The sequence below is a fragment of the Pseudomonas sp. AC211 genome (genome assembly GCF_979258055.1).
This window is the reverse complement of record NZ_OZ409830.1, coordinates 4,747,888-4,768,881: the sequence shown is the minus strand read 5'-3', so window position 1 is coordinate 4,768,881 and position 20,994 is coordinate 4,747,888. Positions and strand designations below refer to the sequence as shown.

The 20,994-nt window shown below is 61.3% G+C and carries 13 protein-coding genes and 7 pseudogenes; 11 read left to right on the top strand and 9 right to left on the bottom strand.

Features of this window, described 5'->3' with window-relative positions:
- The first annotated feature begins 314 nt into the window (after positions 1 to 314).
- Positions 315 to 1,619, top strand: a complete 1,305-nt coding sequence (locus tag ACZZZP_RS22360) for an OprD family porin (RefSeq protein ID WP_463384173.1) — start codon at positions 315 to 317, stop codon at positions 1,617 to 1,619.
- Positions 1,620 to 1,712: 93 nt separating this feature from the next.
- On the opposite strand, the pseudogene ACZZZP_RS22355 reads toward ACZZZP_RS22360, so the two are convergent.
- The 3 pseudogenes from ACZZZP_RS22355 to ACZZZP_RS22345 form a co-directional block, all read right to left on the bottom strand.
- Positions 1,713 to 3,498 (bottom strand): annotated as a pseudogene (locus ACZZZP_RS22355) (KinB sensor domain-containing domain).
- A 61-nt stretch (positions 3,499 to 3,559) separates the two neighbouring features.
- Positions 3,560 to 3,691, bottom strand: a pseudogene (locus tag ACZZZP_RS22350) (hypothetical protein); the annotation flags it as partial.
- Positions 3,692 to 3,734: 43 nt separating this feature from the next.
- Positions 3,735 to 4,841, bottom strand: a pseudogene (locus ACZZZP_RS22345) (sigma-54-dependent transcriptional regulator); the annotation flags it as partial.
- Positions 4,842 to 5,073: 232 nt separating this feature from the next.
- Here ACZZZP_RS22345 and ACZZZP_RS22340 point away from each other — a divergent pair.
- A complete protein-coding gene (locus tag ACZZZP_RS22340) occupies positions 5,074 to 5,508 on the top strand; it encodes a PA2169 family four-helix-bundle protein (protein WP_463384170.1) in 435 nt (144 codons plus the stop codon).
- A 255-nt stretch (positions 5,509 to 5,763) separates the two neighbouring features.
- Positions 5,764 to 5,930: pseudogene (locus tag ACZZZP_RS22335) on the top strand (DUF1328 domain-containing protein).
- Positions 5,931 to 6,007: 77 nt separating this feature from the next.
- On the opposite strand, the gene ACZZZP_RS22330 reads toward ACZZZP_RS22335, so the two are convergent.
- A complete protein-coding gene (locus ACZZZP_RS22330) occupies positions 6,008 to 6,664 on the bottom strand; it encodes a DUF3313 domain-containing protein (RefSeq protein ID WP_463384169.1) in 657 nt (218 codons plus the stop codon).
- A 157-nt stretch (positions 6,665 to 6,821) separates the two neighbouring features.
- Between ACZZZP_RS22330 and ACZZZP_RS22325 the strand changes: the two are divergent.
- Positions 6,822 to 8,054: pseudogene (locus ACZZZP_RS22325) on the top strand (nucleoside recognition domain-containing protein).
- A gap of 81 nt (positions 8,055 to 8,135) precedes the next feature.
- Positions 8,136 to 9,747, top strand: a pseudogene (locus tag ACZZZP_RS22320) (methyl-accepting chemotaxis protein).
- Here the strand turns inward: ACZZZP_RS22320 and ACZZZP_RS22315 are convergent.
- Both ACZZZP_RS22315 and ACZZZP_RS22310 read right to left on the bottom strand, forming a co-directional pair.
- Entirely contained in the window at positions 9,748 to 10,041 is a 294-nt protein-coding gene (locus ACZZZP_RS22315; protein WP_463384166.1) for a GIY-YIG nuclease family protein, read from the bottom strand.
- A gap of 332 nt (positions 10,042 to 10,373) precedes the next feature.
- Positions 10,374 to 11,387: a DUF5924 family protein gene (locus tag ACZZZP_RS22310; RefSeq protein WP_463384768.1), complete on the bottom strand. Its 1,014-nt coding sequence runs from the start codon at positions 11,385 to 11,387 to the stop codon at positions 10,374 to 10,376.
- A gap of 233 nt (positions 11,388 to 11,620) precedes the next feature.
- On the opposite strand from ACZZZP_RS22310, the gene ACZZZP_RS22305 reads away from it, so the two are divergent.
- Both ACZZZP_RS22305 and ACZZZP_RS22300 read left to right on the top strand, forming a co-directional pair.
- Positions 11,621 to 12,547, top strand: coding sequence for a bile acid:sodium symporter family protein (locus ACZZZP_RS22305; protein ID WP_463384165.1), 927 nt, complete (start codon positions 11,621 to 11,623; stop codon positions 12,545 to 12,547).
- Positions 12,535 to 13,485: an SDR family oxidoreductase gene (locus tag ACZZZP_RS22300; protein WP_463384164.1), complete on the top strand. Its 951-nt coding sequence runs from the start codon at positions 12,535 to 12,537 to the stop codon at positions 13,483 to 13,485. The genes ACZZZP_RS22305 and ACZZZP_RS22300 overlap by 13 nt, the downstream gene beginning before the upstream one ends.
- Before the next feature lie 17 nt (positions 13,486 to 13,502).
- On the opposite strand, the gene rpiA is transcribed toward ACZZZP_RS22300, so the two are convergent.
- Entirely contained in the window at positions 13,503 to 14,177 is a 675-nt protein-coding gene (gene rpiA / locus ACZZZP_RS22295) for a ribose-5-phosphate isomerase RpiA (RefSeq protein WP_463536854.1), read from the bottom strand.
- 162 nt (positions 14,178 to 14,339) lie between these two features.
- Here rpiA and ilvA point away from each other — a divergent pair, with 162 nt between their 5' ends.
- Both ilvA and ACZZZP_RS22285 read left to right on the top strand, forming a co-directional pair.
- Positions 14,340 to 15,854 carry a threonine ammonia-lyase, biosynthetic gene (gene ilvA / locus ACZZZP_RS22290; protein ID WP_463384163.1) on the top strand — a complete coding sequence of 505 codons (1,515 nt, stop codon included), beginning with the start codon at positions 14,340 to 14,342 and terminating at the stop codon, positions 15,852 to 15,854.
- A gap of 60 nt (positions 15,855 to 15,914) precedes the next feature.
- Positions 15,915 to 16,355, top strand: coding sequence for a DUF2269 family protein (locus tag ACZZZP_RS22285; RefSeq protein ID WP_463384162.1), 441 nt, complete (start codon positions 15,915 to 15,917; stop codon positions 16,353 to 16,355).
- 84 nt (positions 16,356 to 16,439) lie between these two features.
- On the opposite strand, the gene ACZZZP_RS22280 is transcribed toward ACZZZP_RS22285, so the two are convergent.
- Entirely contained in the window at positions 16,440 to 17,096 is a 657-nt protein-coding gene (locus ACZZZP_RS22280) for a histidinol-phosphatase (RefSeq protein WP_463384161.1), read from the bottom strand.
- Positions 17,097 to 17,373: 277 nt separating this feature from the next.
- Here ACZZZP_RS22280 and ACZZZP_RS22275 point away from each other — a divergent pair, with 277 nt between their 5' ends.
- Both ACZZZP_RS22275 and ptsP read left to right on the top strand, forming a co-directional pair.
- Positions 17,374 to 17,853, top strand: a complete 480-nt coding sequence (locus ACZZZP_RS22275) for an RNA pyrophosphohydrolase (protein ID WP_122492078.1) — start codon at positions 17,374 to 17,376, stop codon at positions 17,851 to 17,853.
- A gap of 42 nt (positions 17,854 to 17,895) precedes the next feature.
- Positions 17,896 to 20,175, top strand: coding sequence for a phosphoenolpyruvate--protein phosphotransferase (gene ptsP, locus ACZZZP_RS22270; protein WP_122492077.1), 2,280 nt, complete (start codon positions 17,896 to 17,898; stop codon positions 20,173 to 20,175).
- Between the two features lie 32 nt (positions 20,176 to 20,207).
- Here the strand turns inward: ptsP and ACZZZP_RS22265 are convergent.
- Positions 20,208 to 20,955: pseudogene (locus ACZZZP_RS22265) on the bottom strand (NRDE family protein).
- Positions 20,956 to 20,994: the final 39 nt, after the last annotated feature.

Genomic DNA, 20,994 nt, shown 5'->3' with positions numbered 1-20,994 from the left:
ATGACTTGTCCGACCCGACAAATTACATCTCGGTCGTCAACTTTCCGCGCCACAAGCGTTGGCGTAATAGCACGTCAATGTGTCGTGAATTGAACAGGGCGTAACGCGCGAACATGGGGCAATGAATGGGGCTTTTGTTAGGCCCATGGGTAACTCGGCCAGCGGCGCGGATTGCATCTCCCACCGCAAAGACTGAGCGAGCGGGCGTCCATCGCTGGGTGCATCAGGTGGCCGCCACGCTCAACCCATTTGAATGACGCCCGGGCGCTGGTGCGGGTGCATGCCGACGACATTCACTTCATGGGGACGACACGATGAAACTGAAACACACCGGATTGGCACTGGCGGCGGCGAGCGCCAGCGTTTTCACCTTGTCCGCAGCGCAAGCCGGGCAGGCCGATTCCAAAGGCTTTGTGGAAGACAGCTCGCTCGACCTGATTTCGCGCAACCTCTACTGGAACATGGACCGCCACGACCGCGGCACCGGCGATAACCGCGAGTGGGGCCAAGGCTTCCAATTGGATTACGTGTCTGGCTTCACCCAGGGCACTGTGGGTTTTGGCGTCGACATGAGCGCCTACGCCGGCATTAAGCTCGACAGCGGCGGCGGCCGTGCCGGCTCGAAAATGTTCCCGCAGGATTCCGACGGCAATTCCGAAGACGACTTCTCGTCCCGGGGCGGCGCGGTGAAAGTTCGCCTCTCCAATACCACGCTGAAGTACGGCGACCTGCGCCCGTACAACCCGGTTATCGCCATGGCCGATGCGCGCTTGGTCCCGGCCACTGCAACCGGCTTTCAACTGGACAGCGCCGAAGTCAAAGGCCTGAAAGTCGACGCCGGCCATTTCACCTCGTCCAAAGACAACAACCAGTCCGGCAGCCACGACGGTTTCTATGCGGGCTATGCCGGCAAGGAAGGCGGCGACGTCACCTTTCTCGGCGCCACCTACAGCATCACCGACACCCTCAGCGTCACCGGCTACGGCTCCGAATATGAAGACCTGTGGAAGCAGTACTACGGCAACGCCAACTACGTGATGGCGCTGAGTGACGACCAGTCGCTGAGCTTCGACTTCAACATTTACCGCACCCTCGACGAGGGCAAATCGCTGGCGGGCACCATCGACACTACCGCCTGGTCGTTCGCCACCGGCTACACCTTTGGCGCGCACACCGTGACGCTGGCCTTCCAGAAAAACCACGGCGACCAGCCGTTCGATTACTTGGTACTGGGCGGCGGCGTTTTCCAGGACTCCATCTACCTGGCCAACTCCATGCAACTGGTCGACTTCAACGGCCCGCGCGAAGAGTCCTGGCGTTTGGGTTACAACCTGAACATGGCCACCTACGGCGTGCCGGGCCTGACCTTCTACGCCGGCTATACCCGTGGCGACAACGTGGACGGCAGCCACATGGATGCCAGCAGTCCGTACAACTACTACGCCGACAACGAGAAACATTGGGAGCGGGATCTTTCGGTTAAATACGTGGTGCAGGATGGGCCGGCGAAGGATTTGTCCTTCCGTGTGCGGCAAGCCACGCACCGTATTTCCGGGACCTCGGATGTGGATTCCGATCAGGTTCGTCTGATCATCGAGTATCCGTTGAGCATTTTGTAAGGGCTGAAAAGCATCAAGGCTGAAGCCTCTCCTACAGGTTTACGTTTTCTGTAGGAGAGGCTTCAGCCTCGACTTTTTCACGGCGAAAAGCGGCTAAATCGGCAACGCCATCATAAAACTGCGAACCCTTACCGGGCCGCGAATACACGCTGATTCGCCCGCCATGCAACTGCACGATTTCCTTGCACAAGGCCAAGCCCAACCCGGCGCCGCCTTTGCGTTTGCCGATCTGCACAAACGGCTCGAAAATGCGCGCTTGCTGGCTGAAGTCGATGCCTTCGCCGAAGTCTTGCACGCTGATGATCAGGCGTTCACCATGGCGCCGCGCTTGCACCTGAATTTCGCTCCCGCTGATGCTGTGGCGCAGGGCGTTAGCAATGAGGTTATCGAGCACGCGCTCGATCTGCTGGCGATCGATATTCACCTGCGTCAGCGGCTCCAGCACTTCCACCACGATATTGATATCGCGCTCGCTGGCTTTGGCGGCGAAGCGTTGTTGCGTTTGGCCGATCAGCTCGTGCAGGTCGCACGGGGCGCGTTCCAGCTTTTGCAGGCCGTTCTGGTAGCGCGAGAAGTTCAGCAAGTCGGTGATGAGCTGCACCAGGCGCGCCATCTCTTCGTCCACGGTGCGGATCAAGTCCGCTTCGCGCGACTCCTCGCCGAACTTCAGCCGTTCTTGCAGCAGGCTGAAGGCCATGTGCATGCCCGTCACCGGCGTACGCAATTCATGGGAGGCGCGCAGTACGAACTCCATGCGAATGCGCTCGAAGGCGCGCTGTTCGGTAACGTCGCGCAGCACCATCACGGCGCCCACCGTGCGGCCGTCGATGTGATGCACCGGGGTCAGCGCCCAGGCCAACAGGCGCTTTTCGCCCGCGGTTTCGATCAGCAAATCTTCTGGCACCTGCTCCAGCTGTTTGCCGCTAAGCACCAGGCTTACGGCCTCATCCAGTTCCGGGCGATTGATCACCGCGCCAAAGCTTTTGCCCAGCAGGTCGTGCTCCCAGAACAACTGGCGGATGGCCACCGGGTTGGCGTGCTCGATGGCGCCGTTGACGTCGATGATCACCAGGCCGTCGTCAATGCTGTCGAGCACCGCTTGCAGGCGTTTCTGGCTGGCCAGCAGGGCTTCGACGTTGGTTTCCTTGAGCTGGCGAAGCGCATCGGCCATCAACCCGAAGCGGCGGCTGAGCAGGGCCATTTCGCTGACCGAGGACACCGGTAGTGCCACGTCGAAATCGCCCTGGCTGATCTTATCGGCGGCGGTAGCGAGCGCTTCGATGGGGCCACCAAAACGGCGGGCGATGCTTTGCGCGGTGAGCAAGCCAATCAGCAGCACCGCCGCGCCCAACAGGCTTAGCAACAGCGCAATCAACTTCGCCCGGTCGCGGGCCTGGGCTTCAGCCATGCTGACGTTATTGATGGCCACCTGCTGAACTTGCAGCATTTCCTTGCGCACGTCATTGAAGGCCTGGCTGACGGTATCGTCGTCGTTGACGCCGCCGTTGGCCGGGTCAGCCTTGTCGAGAATCACCAGAAACTCGCTGTAGGCCTTTTCGATGCGCTCGAAGCCTTCACGGTCGCTGCGGTTTTCCAGGTCCAGGCTTTCTTCCAGCAGGCTGCGAAATTGCGCTTGCGAGGCGCGCAGCGCCGGCATGTCCGGTTTCACGCTGAGCATGATGGTCAGTTGATCGCCAAAGCTGGTGCGCAGGCGTTGGCTGAGGTCGATGGTGGCAAAGCTGTTTTGAATCAGGCCTTCCTGGGTTTGGGCCATGCGCAACACGCTGACCACCCCCAGCAGCAAGCCCAACAGCGCGACGGTGATCAACGCTGAGAAGCTCAGGAAGAACCGCGTTCGCAGGGTCATGGCTGGCTTCAAGGTTGTACTGTTTGCGTTTGCGGTAAAGCGTCGAGGCATCGATGCCCAGGGTTTTGGCGGCTTGGTCCAGGGTGTCGCTGGTGGCCAGTACCGCGGCGATGTGAGCTTTTTCCAGGTCTTCCAGGCTCAAGTCGGCACCGGACCCGTGGGGCGTTGCTGCTGGTGGGCGCAACCAGGCCGAGGTGGCTGACATCGACCAGCTCTTGTGGGCAAATGATGCTCGCCCGCTCGATAACGTTGCGCAATTCGCGAATGTTGCCGGGCCATTGGTAGTCGAGCAGGGCGTTGCGCGCTTCTTCGGTAAAGGCGCGGGCAGGGCGCGCGTAGTCTTTGACGAAGCGGGCGAGGAACCGCTCGGCCAGCATCAGCACGTCGTCGGCGCGCTCGCGCAGCGGCGGCAGCTTGAGGGTGATGACGTTCAGGCGATAGAGCAGGTCTTCACGGAACTTGCCTTCACGCACCATGGCGTCGAGGTCGAGGTTGGTGGCCGCAACGATGCGCACGTCGGCGCGACGGGTCACCGGGTCGCCGACCCGTTCGTATTCTTTGTCCTGAATAAAGCGAAGCAACTTGGGTTGCAGGCTCAGGGGGAAGTCGCCGATTTCGTCGAGGAACAACGTGCCGCCGTCGGCCTGGCTGACGCGGCCCAGGGTGCTTTCGCTGGCGCCGGTAAACGCGCCACGGCTGTGACCGAACAGCTCGCTTTCCATCAGCTCGGCAGTGAGGCGAAGGGCAGTTGATGGTGACCGAGCCTTTCTTCGAGCGTTGGCTCCAGCCGTGAATGGCGCGGGCCAACTCACCTTGCCGGTACCGGATTCGCCAAGGATCAGAATGTTGGCGTCGGTGCCGGCCACCTGCCGGGCAGTTTCCAGTACGGCCATCATCGCCGGGCTGTGGGAGTCGAGGTCGTCGCCGGGCTTGCGCGCCTGGCCTTCCAACTGCTCAAGGCGCGCGGCCAGGGAGCGGATTTCCAGTTGCTTGGCCGCGACCATGCGCAGTTGGTCAGGGCTGCACGGTTTCACCAGGTAGTCGCTGGCGCCGGCTTGCATGGCGTCCACGGCGGTGTCGATGGCCGAGTGCGCGGTGACGATGATCACGCGCATCCACGGCGCTTGCAGGCGCATCTGCGCCAGCACTTCCAAACCGTTGTCCTCACCCAGGCGCAGGTCCAGCAGGCACAGGTCAAACACCTGGCGTTGCAGCAGGGTATCGGCCTGCATGGCGCTGGTTGCCGTGGCTACGGTGTAGCCCTCGTCTTCGAGGCAATAGCGGAAAGTACGAAGAATTGCCGACTCATCATCGACCAACAAAATACGGCCACTTTTCGGGCTTGAGGCTTCCATGTGTGTTCTCAGATCGGTTGCAGTGAGCGTTAGTCACGGAAAGTTCGGGCAAGTTCGTGCAACTTGCACGGTGGATTTAAACCCATCCTGCAAGCTGCATGGCGAAGCGTCTCGCTTGGACTGGTTAAGCTGTTGTTTTTAAACGAAATAAAAAGTTTTAAAAAGCTGGCACAGCGCTTGCGATATCCCTTGCAACAGGCCAAGAACGGCCCTAGACCGAGAGGAAATCATCATGAGCAGTCGCACTAGCCAACTGAACGAACTGATCGAAATCACCCGTGACGGTCAGCGTTTCTACGAGCACGCCCGTACCGAGGTCAAAGACCCGCAGCTGCAGGCCCTGTTCCGCGACATGTCGCAAGCCAAAATTCAGGTGATTCAGGCACTGGCCGTGAAAGTTGCCGCCAACCACGAAACCCCCGCTCAGGGCGGCACCGTGATGGGCAAGCTGCGTCAGGTTTACGCCGACACCAAAGCCAGCATGTCCAAAGATGAAGGCGCCGCTTATGTCGCTGAACTGGAAGACACCGAAGACCGCATCCTGCATGCCTTCGAAGACGCCATGGAAGATGCTGACCCGGATCTGCGCGCCGCCCTGGCCGTAGAAATGCCGAAAGTGCGCGCGTGCCACGACCGTATGCGTGAATTGAAGCATTCGCTGAAGTAAGCCGGCTTCGGTGAGCGTTGGGCTTCGCTGCGCTCAACCCAACCTACGACCTTTGTTGATTCGTACGGTGGGCTGAGCAAAGCGAAGCCCAACCGCCCGCCACCGCAGGTTTTGTTTTAACCAGGCTGTACCGAATTTTTTAACGCAATACGAAACAAGGACACCTGAACCAAGCCAGAAGGCCGTGGTTCCAACCCAGTAAGGGTTCCTGACAAACAGGGTTTCGAACCCGAACCAAACGTAAGGAGAGACATCATGTTGAGTTGGGCCATTACCTTTCTGATCATCGCCATCGTCGCAGCAGTATTGGGCTTTGTGGTGGTATTGCGGGCACCGCAACCGGCATCGCGAAAATTCTCTTTGTCGTGTTCCTGGTGATGTTCGTTGTTTCGCTGATCTTCGGCCGTCGCGGTCGAGTCTGACGCCATCCAGCGCCACACCAAAACGCCCTCGTTAGAGGGCGTTTTTTATGCCTGCGTTTTAGCGCGCAGCCCTGCGTTTAAGGCTTGAAGTTGCGTGCATCTTTGGCCCAGACGTCCAGCACCGGGGCGAGGTCTTTCACCGTCAGTTGCGTGGTGTCGTTTTCCAGCCGCAGCCCGGTGCCCTTACGGACCACTTCGGCGACCGGCTTGCCCGTCGCGCCATCCAGCGCCTGCATTTCTACAAAGATGGTGGTGTCTTCATCGCGCGTGCCCGCTGCCGCCGTGGCCGCCGCGACTGCGAGCGCGATCGGGATGACTTCATAGAACTGCAAACCTTTGGCCGAGGTGTCGACGGCGGTGATGGCTGAACGCAGCACCAAGGTGTCGGCGTCGGCCTGGTTGACGATGCGCAAACGGCCTGCCAGTTCGCGTTTCATGGCCTGTTGCAGGTAGCTGGCAATGTCATTGAGCGCTTTCTGACTGACCTGCTCATTGGGCTTGGGCGCCGGGTAGAACTGCGGCTTTTCCACCAGCACGGAGCTGTAGTGGTTGAGGTCCAGGCCCGGCTTGATCCAGCGCAGCACGGGCGCGCCACTGGCCGACGTGGCCGGTTTAAGAATGGAATAGTCCGACAAAAAGCCCGAGTACTGCTCAGGCTGGGTGGTGGAGCTGGAGCAACCCGCCATGAGCAAAGCGCTGCTCAGGGCAAAACTGGCGATCAATCGTTTAGTCATCCTTGAAACTCCTAAGCGAAACGTGAACCGGTGCGCACCGGCGGACGCTGCTGGCGAAGTGAGCCTAGCTGAGAAAAATGACCGTGCTGGTGCGGGTGTCGGTGGCAATGCAGCAAAGGGCGCCGCTATCATCCGCGGCACATCAAGAGGACGAACCATGCTCAACGGCTTGTGGCTGAGCTTTTTCATTGTTGCCGCCATTGCGGCGTTATCGCAGTGGTTGGTGGGCGGCAACGCCGGCGTGTTTGCGGCCATGGTCGAAGGCCTGTTCGCCATGGCCAAGCTCTCGGTCGACGTGATGGTGTTGCTGTTCGGCACCCTGACCCTGTGGCTCGGCTTTTTGCGCATCGCTGAGAAGGCCGGCATCGTCGATTGGCTGGCCCGCATGCTGGGCCCATTGTTCCGCCGCCTGATGCCCGAAGTGCCGCCGGGCCATCCGGCACTCGGGCTGATCACCATGAACTTCGCCGCCAACGCCCTGGGCCTGGACAACGCCGCCACGCCCATTGGCCTTAAAGCCATGCGTGCCCTGCAGGAACTCAACCCCAGCAGCACCACGGCGAGCAATGCGCAGATTCTGTTTCTGGTACTCAACGCCTCGTCGCTGACCCTGCTGCCCGTGACCATTTTTATGTACCGCGCCCAGCAGGGCGCGCCGACCCGACCCTGGTGTTCCTGCCGATTCTGTTGGCCACCAGCGCCTCGACGCTGGTCGGTTTGCTCTCGGTGGCGGTGATGCAACGCCTGCGCCTCTGGGACCCTGTAGTGCTCGCGTACCTGATTCCGGGCGCCTTGTTGCTCGGCGGCTTTATGGCGCTGTTGGCCGGGTTGTCGGCCACGGCGCTGGCCGGCTTGTCGTCGTTGCTGGGCAACCTGACCCTGTTCGGTTTGATTCTGCTGTTCGTGCTGGTCGGCGCGCTGCGCAAAGTGCCGGTGTACGAAACCTTCGTCGAAGGCGCCAAAGAAGGCTTCGACGTAGCCAGGAGTTTGCTGCCGTATCTGGTCGCCATGCTCTGCGCCGTCGGCGTTTTGCGCGCCTCGGGTGCGTTGGATTTCGGCCTCGACGGCATTCGCTGGGTGGTCGAACAGCTGGGCTGGGACAACCGCTTTGTCGACGCCCTGCCCACGGCGCTGGTGAAACCGTTCTCCGGCAGCGCGGCGCGCGCCATGCTCATCGAAATCATGCAAAGCCAGGGCGTCGACAGCTTCCCGGCGTTGGTGGCAGCGACCGTTCAAGGCGAGTACCGAAACCACCTTCTATGTGCTGGCCGTGTATTTCGGCGCCGTCGGCATCCAGCGTGCGCGGCACGCCGTGGGCTGTGCGCTGCTGGCGGAATTTGCCGGCGTGGTGGCGGCCATTTCGGTGTGCTACTGGTTTTTCGGCGGCTAACGGGCCGCACGACGAGACGCCATGCAGGCGACGGCACGCTGACTAAACTCAGCCCATCGCCAACGCGCTTCGGAGTGGGTTATGTCTCTACGTTCGGTCAGTGTGGGTCTGCGTAACTTCATCGGCTTTGGCGTGTTGACGCTGTGCTTGTTGGTCACAGGTGGCGTCGCGCTCACCGAGTTGTCGAGCCTGCGTACCGACTTGATGGAAGTGAAAGACGTCTGGATGGGCGGTCTGGACTTGATGGCCAAGATCAAATCCGACCGCCAACTGATGCGCCTGGATGAAAACGAAATCGTCGCTCAGCCCAACGAGTTGACGTCACTCGGCGCGGAAATCCGCACTATCACCGACCGCGTGCACGGCTACGACAAAGAGTACGAAGGCACGATCATCCTTGATGAAGACCGGCGCCTGTTCGGCGTCTACGAAGCCAAAAGCGACGCGTACGAAAACGCCCTCGACGCCGTGCTGGCAGGCATGGCCAGTGGCGGTGCGACGCCAGCGGTGGCAGCTCAATCCGAGCAAGCCTTCGATGCCTTGATTGCCTCGCTTGACGCACTGATCGCCCTGAACAACCGGGGCGCGGCGGAAGCGGGGTCGCGTGCCGAAGCCAGTGCCAACAACGCCACCGTCACCTTCAGCCTGATTCTGCTGGCCAGCGTTATTTTCACCGTGATTGCCGCCGTGCTGCTCAGCCGCAGCATCACCCGGCCGCTGGCGGTTCTGGCGGCGTCGGCCGAACGCATTGCCGCCGGCGACCTCAGCCAGCCGGTGCCGGCTGAAGGCGCCGATGAGGTGACCCAGGTGCAGCGCTCGCTCGGCGGCATGCAAGGCACGCTGCGGGAAACCCTGCTGAACATCCAGAACTCCGCCACCCAACTCGCCTCGGCGGCCGAGCAGCTGCATGCAGTAACCGACGATTCTTCGCGCGGCATCACCCGGCAAAACGACGAAATTCAGATGGCTGCCACGGCGGTGACCGAGATGTCTGCGGCCGTCGACGAAGTGGCGCGCAACGCCAACCACACCTCCGACTCCTCCCGCGAAGCCCAGGAAACCGCCCAGGCCGGGCGCGAGCAGGTCAAGCAGTACGCGAAACACCATCGAGCAACTGACAGACCGCTTGAACATCACCTCGACCACCATCGCCACGCTCGCCGACGAGGCCATAGCCATCGGCCGTGTGCTGGAAGTGATCCGCACAATTGCCGAACAAACCAACCTGCTGGCCCTGAACGCTGCCATCGAAGCCGCGCGCGCCGGTGATCAGGGCCGTGGGTTTGCGGTGGTGGCAGACGAAGTGCGCGCGCTGGCCCAGCGCACCCAAACCAGTACGCAGGAAATTGAGCGGATGATCAGCGCCATCCAAACCGCCAGCCAGCAGTCGGTGAGTGCGATGGAACAAAGCAGCGAATACGCCAGCCGCAGCCAGATCATGGCCAGCCAGGCCGATAGCGCTTTGCAACTGATCGCCGAGCGCGTCAACCAGATCAACGACATGAACCTAGTGATCGCCAGCGCGGCTGAGGAGCAAGCGAGCGTGGCGCGGGAAGTGGACCGCAACCTGGTGGCCATCCGCGATATCGCCGAGCAGAACGCCACGGGTGCGCATGAGACGTCGGTGGCCAGTGATCAGTTGGCTAAGTTGGCGAGTGATTTGAATGGGATGGTGCAGCGGTTTCGGTTGTAGCTAAGGGAGGAGGGTGGGCCAGAGGTCGGACCAGGTTGGGTTGGTGGATTCGATGAGGTCAATTTTCCACTCGCGTCGCCATTTTTTGAGCTGCTTTTCGCGGGCTATGGCAGTGAGCATGTCTTCATATACTTCGAAGTACACCAGACGGTGAGCATTGTAGGCGCTGCTGAAACCGGGAATGGCTGCGGTTCGATGCTGCCATATGCGTTTGACTGGATCTGAGGAGACGCCGATGTAAAGCGTGCCGTTTTTCTGGCTGGCGAGTATGTAGACCGTCGGAATCCGTTCCATGAGGTTTGTTCGTGTTTGAGGGGGCGCTTAGGTTTGTCGCTCGGCGCTGAAGGGGGTAAGCGGCTGGGTCCCTTTGTCCGACGGAAGATTCTGGATCCCGAATCGTCGGACCGCCGCCTTCGCGGAGGATGACGGTGAAGGGGCAAACACCTCCGTCATCCTCGCGAACGCGGGGATCCAGTCTTTGGAAGGAGGGTGCGGCGTCCGGCTCGCGGTAGTTTGCGAAGGGCATGAGCGCAAGGCTTCTTTAACCCACCGTCATCCTCGCGAACGCGGGGATCCAGGCTATTGAACCGAAGTGCCATCGCAAGAAAAAAGTGACAACCCAACCCCTAAGGCGTCACCTCAAACCGCAACACCCCAATCACCTGCCCGTCCTCGGTCAACACCCGCACCTCCCAATCCCCTTCCACTTCCTGCGGAAAGTTCTGTTTGTGCGTCCACGACCGATACCCCTTCGCCCGCCCGCCGCTGATGTCCAGGGCGATGCGGTCCATCTCTTCGCCGTTGTGGCGCCATACATGGTAGATGCGTTCAGCCAAACCACGCGGCGCATTGATGGCGGTATAGGCGTAAAGACCTTTGGTGCGCAGGTCGTTGGCGGTCATGGTGCTCAGGCTTTCCCCTGGCGCGCGGTTGAAGTCGTCCAATTCGGTGGTCACGGCCACTTCGGTCAGCCACAGCGTGGCCGGCGGCACCCATGAGCGCAGCAACCAACCCGCGCCGCCCAGTGCCAGCGTCAGGCCGATCAGCGCCAAGCCACGCCACCAGCGTTGAATAGGGAAGGTCACCAGCAAACTTGGAAAAGACAGCGCAACCGCAATGCCCAGCGCCAGCTTATAACTCTGCGCGGTGGTCAGGTGCAGGATGATGGGCAGCGCCGTCAGCAGCGCGGCGAACAGGGTCAGCGTGTGCATGGCCAGGTATAGCCAGCGGCGCGGGGCCAGCCATTTGTTGTAGATGGGGTCGATGATGCTCACCAGGCCGGCGCAGGCCAGCAACCCGGTGAACATCAATTGCCCGCTGTTCCAGGTGGTGGTGATGATGAAAAACGGCAGCACGAAGAACAGGCTTTCCTGGTGAATCATCTGCGTCAGGTAACGCACCAGAGGTTGCGGCAGTTCGCGGCCAAAGAGCCTGGCAAACACGCGGGTCACGACGCTTTCCAGGGTCAGCCATAGCCAGCTGATTAGCAGCATTACCGCAATGGGCGTGGCCAGCCGCGCCTGCCGGTCGACGAGCACGAAGCTCAACACACCCGAGATAAAACCGAATGCCGCCACCACGCCGGGGTAGCGTTGCAGCAGGGCAATAACGGCGAGTGCGCGGGTTTTCCAGGTGTCTATCACGGAGGCAGGCCGGCAGGTTGAAAAGCAGGAGCGCAGAATACGGGCGGACACAGCGGGGGTCCATGGTGGCGCTTTAAGTAGGAGTGTGGCGCGCCAATTACGTTGCGCTTGTTTGTTCATCGGCGGCGCTGGCGCAATTGGCCACCGCCGCTGGCCGCCGTTGCCACTGTTGCCCGCCCGTTTGCGCCCGTACAGTGCGGCGGGCTAAAACAAAAATAAAAGGCCTGTTTATGAATTACGACGCGAGTTCCCAACTCATCCTCGGCCTGGTGCTGGCGGCGCTGATTTTCGGCGTGTCGCTGGAACTTGGCGTGGCACAATTTCGCGCCATCGTGCGGCACCCGCAACCGGTGCTCGCCGGCATGTTGGGTCAATGCCTGCTGCTGCCCTGGCTCACGCTGCTGGTGACCTTGCTGGTCGACTTGCACCCTGGGCTGGAACTCGGCCTGCTGTTAGTGGCCTGCTGCCCCGGCGGCAATCTCTCGAATGTGATGACCCACCTGGCGCGCGGCAATACGGCGCTGTCGATGAGCATGACGGCGCTGTCCAGCCTGCTGGCGCTGGTGCTGTTGCCGCTCAATTTCGCCTTGACCAGCGCCTGCAATCCCGAAGCGTCTGCCTATCTGGCCGAGCGCCTGAGCAGCCTGCACGTCGATCACCTGAGCATCATCCTCAACCTGCTGTGGCTGCTCGGTCTGCCGCTGGCGCTGGGCATGTTGGTGGGCAACCTGTGGCCCCACGTGGCCGAGCGCATCATGCCGTGGTTCAAGCGCTTCGCCTTGCTGGCATTCGCGTTTTTTGTGATTGGCGCGCTGGCGAGTAACTGGAAAATGTTCACTGCCTCGCTCGGCTTGGTGCTGGTGTTGGTGGTGGTGCACAACGCCAGCGCCATCGTGCTGGGTTGGTTGATGGCGAAATTGGCGCGCCAACGCGGCGCCAATTTGCGGGCGATGGTGATCGAAATTTCCATGCACAACTCCGGGCTTGCCCTGGGGCTGATTTTTTCCCAATTTGGCGGCGAGGCGAACATGGCCCTCGTGGCGGCGCTGTGGGGCACCTGGCATCTGGTCAGCGGGTTGCTGCTGGTGCTGTTCTGGCGCAATCGTCCGCTGGCGGCAGCTGACCAAGACAAGGAGCCGCTGACATGCGCGTCCTGATTACCGGCGCGGCAGGTTTTATCGGCCAGCAACTGCTTAACGACCTGGCGGCGCAGCATCCCAAATGGACGCTGATCGCCGCGGACATCCGCTCACAAACCACGCAAGGTTTGAAGATGAATGTCGAGCCGGTGCTGCTCGACATCAGCCAGCCGAACCAAGTGCGCGAATGCGTGGCGGCGTGGAAGCCCGAGGCGATTGTTCATTTGGCGTCGGTGGTCACGCCGCCGCGCGGCATGAGCGACGCGCAGCTGCACGCCATTGATGTCGGCGGTACACGTTCGATTGTTGAAGCGGCGGTGGCCAACAGCGTGAAGCAGTTGATCGTCACCAGCTCCGGCGCGGCGTATGGCTATTTCCCGGAAAACGCCGAGTGGATCGACGAAAACGATCCGCTGCGCGGCCACCCGCATTTCGCTTACGCCAAGCACAAACAGGAAGTGGAGGTGTTGCTGGCCAATGCCCGCCGCCATCATCCGCAGCTGCACCAGCTGGTGCTGCGGCCGGGCACGATCTTGGGTAAGCGGGTCAACAACCAGATCACCGACATGTTCAGCAAGCGCGCTGTGCTCGGTATTAAAGGCAGTGACAGCCGCTTTGTTTTTATCTGGGATCAGGACGTGGTCAGCATCATTCGCAAAGGTTTGGAAACCAACGCGCAAGGCATTTTTAACCTGGCCGGCGACGGCGCCCTGAGCCTGCGCGAGATTGCCGCGCTGCTGGGCAAGCCGTATCGGCCGTTGCCGGCCGGCCTGATCCGCAACGCCTTGCGCATTCTTAAACCGTTGGGGCTGAGCCAGTACGGCCCGGAGCAACTCGATTTTCTGCGCTACCGGCCGGTGCTGAGCAATCGCCGTTTGAAAGAAGAGTTCGGCTATCAACCGCGTTACAGCAGCCGCGAAGCCTTTATGGCGTTTTTGGCTGCACGCAACGGCTAAGGCTTCGCGGCGCTTGCTTAGGCTCGCTTCAGGGTTTTGACGCCTTCGGCGGTGCCCAGCAGCAACAAATCGGCGCCGCGCGCAGCGAACAAACCGTTGGTGACCACGCCGACGATGGCGTTTATCTGGGTTTCCAGCTCCGCCGGGTTGGTGATCTGCATGTTCATCACATCCAGAATGATGTTGCCGTTGTCGGTAATCACGCCCTCGCGGTACACCGGGTCGCCGCCCAGTTTCACCAATTCGCGGGCGACATGGCTGCGGGCCATGGGAATGACCTCTACCGGCAAGGGGAAATTGCCCAGCACCGGCACCAGCTTGCTGCCGTCGGCAATGCAGATAAATGTTTGCGCCACGGCGGCGACGATTTTCTCGCGGGTCAGGGCAGCGCCACCGCCTTTGATCAGGTTCAGGTGCTCGTCGCTTTCGTCGGCGCCGTCGATGTAGAACTCCAGGTCGCTCACGCTGTTGAGTTCATACACCGCGATGCCATGGCCTTTGAGGCGCGCGGCGGTGGCTTCGAGGCTGGCGACGGCGCCATCGAAAGCGCCTTTGTGCTTGGCCAGCGCGTCGATAAAACAGTTAGCCGTCGAGCCGGTGCCGACGCCGACGATGCTCTTGTCATTGAGCTTCGGAAGAATGAAGTCAACGGCCGCCTGGGCCACGGCTTGCTTGAGTTGATCCTGAGTCATCGCGGGTTCTGCGCCTGAAGGTAAACGGGGAGGCGCGGATTATAGCCTTGGCGCCGGGTCGGGTGGCGCCAACATAGGCGCCCAACAACAAGCCCCCGGTGGCCGCAGGCCAGAGCGCTGGAGTAGACTGGCCGACCCGCCCTGTAAGCCAAAGATGCCGCCATGCTTGAACAGTACGTGAAGAAAACCCTGACCTCGCGCGTGTATGACGTCGCGGTGGAAACCCCGTTGCAGCCCGCGCGCCAGTTGTCGGACCGCTTGGGCAATCAGATTCTGCTCAAGCGCGAAGATTTGCAGCCGGTTTACTCATTCAAAATTCGCGGCGCGTACAACAAGCTGGCGCAGCTCAGCGCCGAAGAACTTGCCCGAGGCGTGGTCACCGCCTCGGCCGGCAACCATGCGCAAGGCCTGGCACTGGCCGCCAAGCACCTGGGCGTCAAAGCCACCATCGTGATGCCGCGCACCACGCCCGAGCTGAAGGTTAACGGCGTGCGCAGCCGCGGAGGCCGCGTGGTGCTGCATGGCGACGTATTCCCCGAGGCGCTGGCCCATTCGCTCAAGTTGGTCGAGGAGAAGGGCTACGTCTATATCCATCCGTACGACGACGAGTACGTCATCGCTGGCCAGGGCACGGTGGCGATGGAGATTCTTCGTCAGCAGCCCGGCGCGCTCGACGCCATTTTTATCCCGGTCGGCGGCGGCGGGCTGATTGCTGGTATGGCGGCGTACGTGAAATACCTGCGTCCGGAGATCAAAATCATCGGCGTCGAGCCGGACGACTCCAACTGCCTGCAAGCCGCTCTGGCGGCGGGCGAGCGGGTGGTGCTGAGCCAGGTGGGCCTGTTCGCCGACGGCGTGGCGGTGGCGCAGATCGGCAAGCTGAACTTCGACATCTGCCGCGAGCACGTCGATGAGGTCATCACCGTCAGCACCGATGAAATCTGCGCGGCGATCAAAGACATCTACGACGACACCCGCTCGATCACCGAGCCGTCTGGCGCCTTGGCCGTGGCGGGCATCAAGAAGTACGTCGAGCGCGAAGGCGTGACTGGCAAGGTGCTGGTGGGCATCGACTCTGGCGCCAACGTGAACTTCGACCGCCTGCGCCATGTGGCCGAGCGCGCCGAACTGGGCGAGGGCCGCGAGGCGATCATTGCCGTGACCATTCCGGAAAAGCCGGGCAGCTTCAAAGCGTTCTGCGAAGCCATCGGTAAGCGCCAGATCACCGAATTCAACTACCGCTACCACACCGACAAAGAAGCGCACATTTTCGTCGGCGTGCAGACGCACCCGGATACCGATCCGCGTTCGGCGCTGGTGGAAGGGCTGCGCGCCCAAGGCTTCCCGGTGCTCGACCTGACCGACAACGAACTGGCCAAGCTGCACATTCGCCACGCTGTGGGCGGCCATGCGGCGGCGGTGCCAGACGAAAGCGTGTTCCGTTTCGAATTCCCGGAACGGCCAGGCGCGCTGTTCAACTTCCTCACCAAGCTGGGCGGGCGTTGGAACATCACCATGTTCCACTACCGCAACCACGGCGCTGCCGATGGCCGTGTGTTAGCCGCGCTGCAAGTGCCAGAAGACGAGCGTCATCTGCTGCCGGCCGCGTTGGAGGAGATTGGCTATCCGTACTGGGATGAAAGCGCCAATCCGGCCTACAAGCTGTTTCTTGGTTAATTAATGATCAGATGCGCAGCCGCCATTCGGCGGCATGGGCACGCCTGACAGGGACGCAACATGGAACATTATCTGCTCTTCAAAATTCTCCACAGCGCCGTGGCCGTGCTGCTGCCGCTGGGCGTGATCGCCCATATCTTTATGCTGTGGAAAGCCCAGCGGCGGGGCGACCTGGCCGTGCTGCAACGCAAAGTGCGGCGCACCCGCGTGATGAGCCTGCCGGTGTTCGCCGTGCTGGCCGCCACGCTGCCGGTGAGTGGTTTTTACCTGGTGCACATCGCCGGCTGGCCGCTGAGCCAGTTGTGGCTGCTGGTCAGTTCGGTGCTGTTTATCGTGCTGTTTATTGTTGGCCTGCTGCTGTCGGGGCGACTGGCCGCGTGGGAAGCGCTGGGCCCGGTGGCCGCACCGCAACGGTTGCAGCGCTTTGCGCTGGTGTACGGCGTGCTGATTCTGGTGTTGCTGGTAGCGATTCTTGGCCTGATGGGCGCTAAGCCGGCGTAAGAAAAAGCAAAAACTCGAGGCTAAAGCCTCTCCCACATGGGACTGGTCCCTGTAGGAGAGGCTTTAGCCTCGATGCCGTTGAGATCAGCCGCGCAAACTAATCACCGGCCAACCCCGACGCTCAGCTTCGGCGCGCAGCGTGGGGTCCGGGTCAACGGCGAACGGGTGGGCTACTTTCTCCAGCAGCGGCAAATCGTTCATCGAGTCGCTGTAGAAGTAGCTGTCGTCCAGGTTGAAACCTGTTTCTTCCAGCCAGCGATTCAGCCGCGTCACTTTCCCTTCTTTAAAGCACGGTATGTCTGTGGTGCGGCCGCTGTAGCGGCCGTCGACCATCTCGCATTCGGTGGCCAGCAGCGTGTCGACGCCCAGGCGCGCGGCAATCGGGCCGGTGACGAAACGATTGGTGGCGGTGATGATCACCAGCTTGTCGCCCGCCGCGCGGTGCTTTTCAAGCAACGCCAACGCGGGCGCGAGGATGATTGGCTCAACGCAATCGCGCATGAACTCGCGGTGCCATTGGTCCAATTGGGCCATGTCGGTTCGGCCGAGAATTTCCAGGCTGAAGTTCAGGTAGTCGGTGATGTTCAGCTTGCCGGCCAGGTAATCCTGATAAAACTCGTCGTTGCGCGCCTTGTAGGTGGCACCATCGAGGATGCCGCGCTCGCACAGGTAATCGCCCCAGGCGTGGTCGCTGTCGCCAGCCAGAAGGGTGTTATCGAGGTCGAACAAGGCCAGGCGCATACGTAATCTCGCTTTACATATAAATAGAAAAACCGACCGAAAAAAAACGTAGCGAGCGAAGGGTAGGCAAGGCAAAAACGGATGAGCAAGCGCAGTTGGCTGTAGCCAATGAGCATTGCGATCCGTTTTTAACGCCGCCTAACCGAGCGCAGTAGTTTTTCTTCGAGTCGGAAGAATACGGGGTTTGAAGGCACCTGCCCATAAGGTTGGCAGGCGCGTTGCTGGCATCACGACCTTTGTGAAAGAATGCAAAAACATGCGTTTACGAGGTTGTGCCGTGATCGATTCTGATGGTTTTCGCCCGAATGTCGGCATCATTCTCACCAATGATGTTGGGCAAGTGCTCTGGGCTCGTCGTATCAATCAGGACGCCTGGCAGTTTCCGCAAGGCGGCATCAATGACAACGAGTCCCCCGAAGAAGCGCTGTATCGCGAATTGAACGAAGAAGTCGGGTTGGAGCAGGAAGATGTGCAGATTCTTGCCTGCACCCGCGGTTGGTTGCGGTATCGTCTGCCGCAGCGCTTGGTCCGTACTCACAGTCAGCCGTTGTGCATCGGGCAAAAGCAGAAGTGGTTTCTGCTGCGCCTGAAATCCGCCGAAGAGCGGGTGCGCATGGACCTGACCAACAAACCTGAATTCGATGGCTGGAAGTGGGTAAGTTATTGGTACCCGCTGGGCCAGGTTGTGACATTCAAGCGTGAGGTGTACCGCCGCGCATTGAAGGAATTGGCGCCGCGCCTTCTCGCGCGAGATTGACGATGCAAGCTATAAGACCGACCTAGGAGTTCACCTCGAGCCATGCTCAACACGCTGCGCAAGATCGTCCAGGAAGTGAACAGCGCCAAAGACCTCAAGTCGGCGTTGACGATCATTGTGCAGCGGGTAAAAGACGCCATGGGCAGCCAGGTCTGCTCGGTGTACTTGCTGGACCCCGAAACCAATCGCTTCGTGCTGATGGCCACCGAGGGCTTGAACAAGCGCTCCATCGGCAAAGTCAGCATGTCGCCCAGCGAAGGTCTGGTCGGCCTGGTGGGCACGCGCGAAGAACCGCTGAATCTCGAAAACGCTGCCGACCACCCGCGCTACCGCTACTTCGCGGAAACCGGTGAAGAGCGTTACGCCTCCTTTCTCGGCGCGCCGATCATCCACCACCGTCGGGTGATGGGCGTTCTGGTTATCCAACAAAAGGAGCGTCGCCAGTTCGACGAGGGCGAAGAAGCCTTCCTGGTGACCATGAGCGCCCAGCTCGCCGGCGTTATCGCCCACGCTGAGGCCACCGGTTCCATCCGGGGTCTGGGCCGTCAGGGCAAAGGCATTCAAGAGGCAAAATTCACTGGCGTGCCGGGCTCGCCGGGCGCTGCCGTGGGTACGGCGGTGGTGGTGTTGCCGCCTGCTGACCTTGAGGTGGTGCCCGACAAAACCGTTTCCGATATCGCCGCCGAACTGCTGCTGTTCAATCAGGCCCTGGAGCGTGTGCGCGCCGACATGCGTGCGCTGTCTGCCAAGCTCGCCACGCAACTGCGGCCGGAAGAGCGCGCGCTGTTCGACGTGTACCTGATGATGCTCGACGACGCGGCCCTCGGCGGCGAAGTAACCACCGTGATCAAAACCGGGCAGTGGGCGCAGGGCGCGTTGCGCCAAGTGGTGGGCGAGCACGTCAACCGCTTCGGTTTGATGGACGACGCCTACCTGCGCGAGCGCGCCTCCGACGTCAAAGACCTCGGCCGCCGCCTGCTCAGCTACCTGCAACAAGCGCGTCAGCAGAACCTGGTTTACCCCGACAACACCATTCTGGTCAGCGAAGAGCTGACCCCGGCCATGCTCGGCGAAGTGCCGGAAGGCAAGCTGGTGGGCCTGGTCTCGGTACTCGGTTCGGGTAACTCTCACGTTGCTATTTTCGCCCGCGCCATGGGTATTCCCACGGTGATGGGTGCGGTCGATCTGCCGTATTCGAAAATCGACGGCATTCAGCTGATCGTCGACGGCTACCACGGTGAAGTGTTCACCAACCCTAGCGACGTGCTGCGCAAGCAATACGTTGAAGTGGTGGAAGAAGAACGCCAGCTCACCCAGGGTTTGGCGGCGCTGCGCGAATTGCCGTGCGAGACCCTCGACGGCCACCGCATGCCGCTGTGGGTGAACACCGGTCTGCTGGCCGACGTGGTGCGCGCGCAGGAGCGCGGCGCCGAAGGCGTTGGCCTGTACCGCACCGAAGTGCCTTTCATCATGAAAGAGCGCTTCCCCAGCGAAAAAGAACAGCTGGCCATCTACCGCGAGCAGTTGGCCGCCTTCCATCCGCTGCCGGTGACCATGCGCAGCCTGGACATCGGCGGCGACAAGGCGCTGTCGTACTTTCCGATCAAAGAAGACAACCCGTTCCTGGGCTGGCGCGGCATTCGCGTCACCCTCGACCACCCGGAAATTTTCCTGGTGCAGACCCGCGCCATGCTCAAGGCGAGCGAAGGCCTGGATAACCTGCGCATTCTGCTGCCGATGATTTCCGGCACCCACGAACTGGAAGAAGCGCTGCACCTTATCCACAGGGCGTGGGGCGAGGTGCGCGACGAAGGCACCGACGTACCGCTGCCGCCAGTCGGCGTGATGATTGAAGTGCCGGCCGCCGTTTACCAAGTGCGCGAGTTGGCGCGGCAGGTGGATTTCCTCTCCGTGGGCTCCAACGACCTGACCCAATATCTGCTCGCCGTCGACCGCAACAACCCGCGGGTCGCCGATCTCTACGATTTCCTCCATCCCGCCGTATTGCAGGCGCTGAAGCTGGTCGTCGACGGCGCTCACGCCGAAGGCAAGCCTGTGAGCATTTGTGGCGAGATGGCCGGCGACCCGTCGTCCGCCGTGTTGCTGATGGCCATGGGTTTTGACGGCCTGTCGATGAACGCCACCAACCTGCCGAAGGTGAAATGGCTGCTGCGTCAGATCAGCCTGGGTAAGGCCAAAGAGCTGCTGGCGCAGATCATGACCATCGACAATCCACAGGTTATCCACAGCACCTTGCACCTGGCGCTGCGCAATCTTGGCTTGAGCCGCGTGCTTAACCCGGCGTCGGTCATTCAGTCTTAAAGCCTCTCCCGGCGAAAACCGGGAGAGCGTCTTCAGTCTTCCAGCCGCACCTCACCCAAATGCCCGCCGTAGGGCCCAAAGCTGCGCTCGATCAGCACGCGTTTGCCGTCTGCTTGCGTGATCAGGACCGTGCAGGCGCGTGTGCCGTAGGTGCGGCTGGCGATAAACACGGTCGACAGCAATTGCTCGGTGGCCAGGCCAATCCCGGTGTCGGGCAGTGCCGTGTCGGGTGGGCGTTGCGAGTCGGTGAGAATGGAAAACAGCGCCTCGGGCTCAGGCGCATCGAGTAGCTCGTTCAGCGCGGCTTTGGCTCTATCGAGCTTCGGCCACGGCGTGTCCAGGCTGTCGTTTGACAGGCCGTACACACCCGGCGGCAGCAAGCGCGGTTGGCCTTCGCGGGAGTTGAAAAACCACACGCCGTCGCGGTCGCCCAGCAGCAGATTGAAGCCCGAATAATTGCCCGCGCGTTCCGCCAGGTCGTCCAGATACGCAGCCGGCGGCAGGTCGCTGCGTAAGAACTCCGCGACCAATTCGCCGCGTGAACGGCCGAGCGGGGGCTGGCGGGGGTCGCGAATATTGGTCAGCGCGGCAAAGCGACCGGCACTGCCGATGCCCAGCCAACTGCCGCCCGCTTCCGAGTCGCGTCCGGCGAGTACGTGTGGTGCATCTTCCCAGGGGGGCTAGCGGCAGGGCAGGTCGGTCATAGAATTCATCACGGTTGGCAGCCAGCACCAACGGCTGGTCGTGGCCAGGGCGCCACGCGAAAACAATCAGGCACATCACCCATTCCTTAATCGGCAGACAACTGGCGCAGTGGCT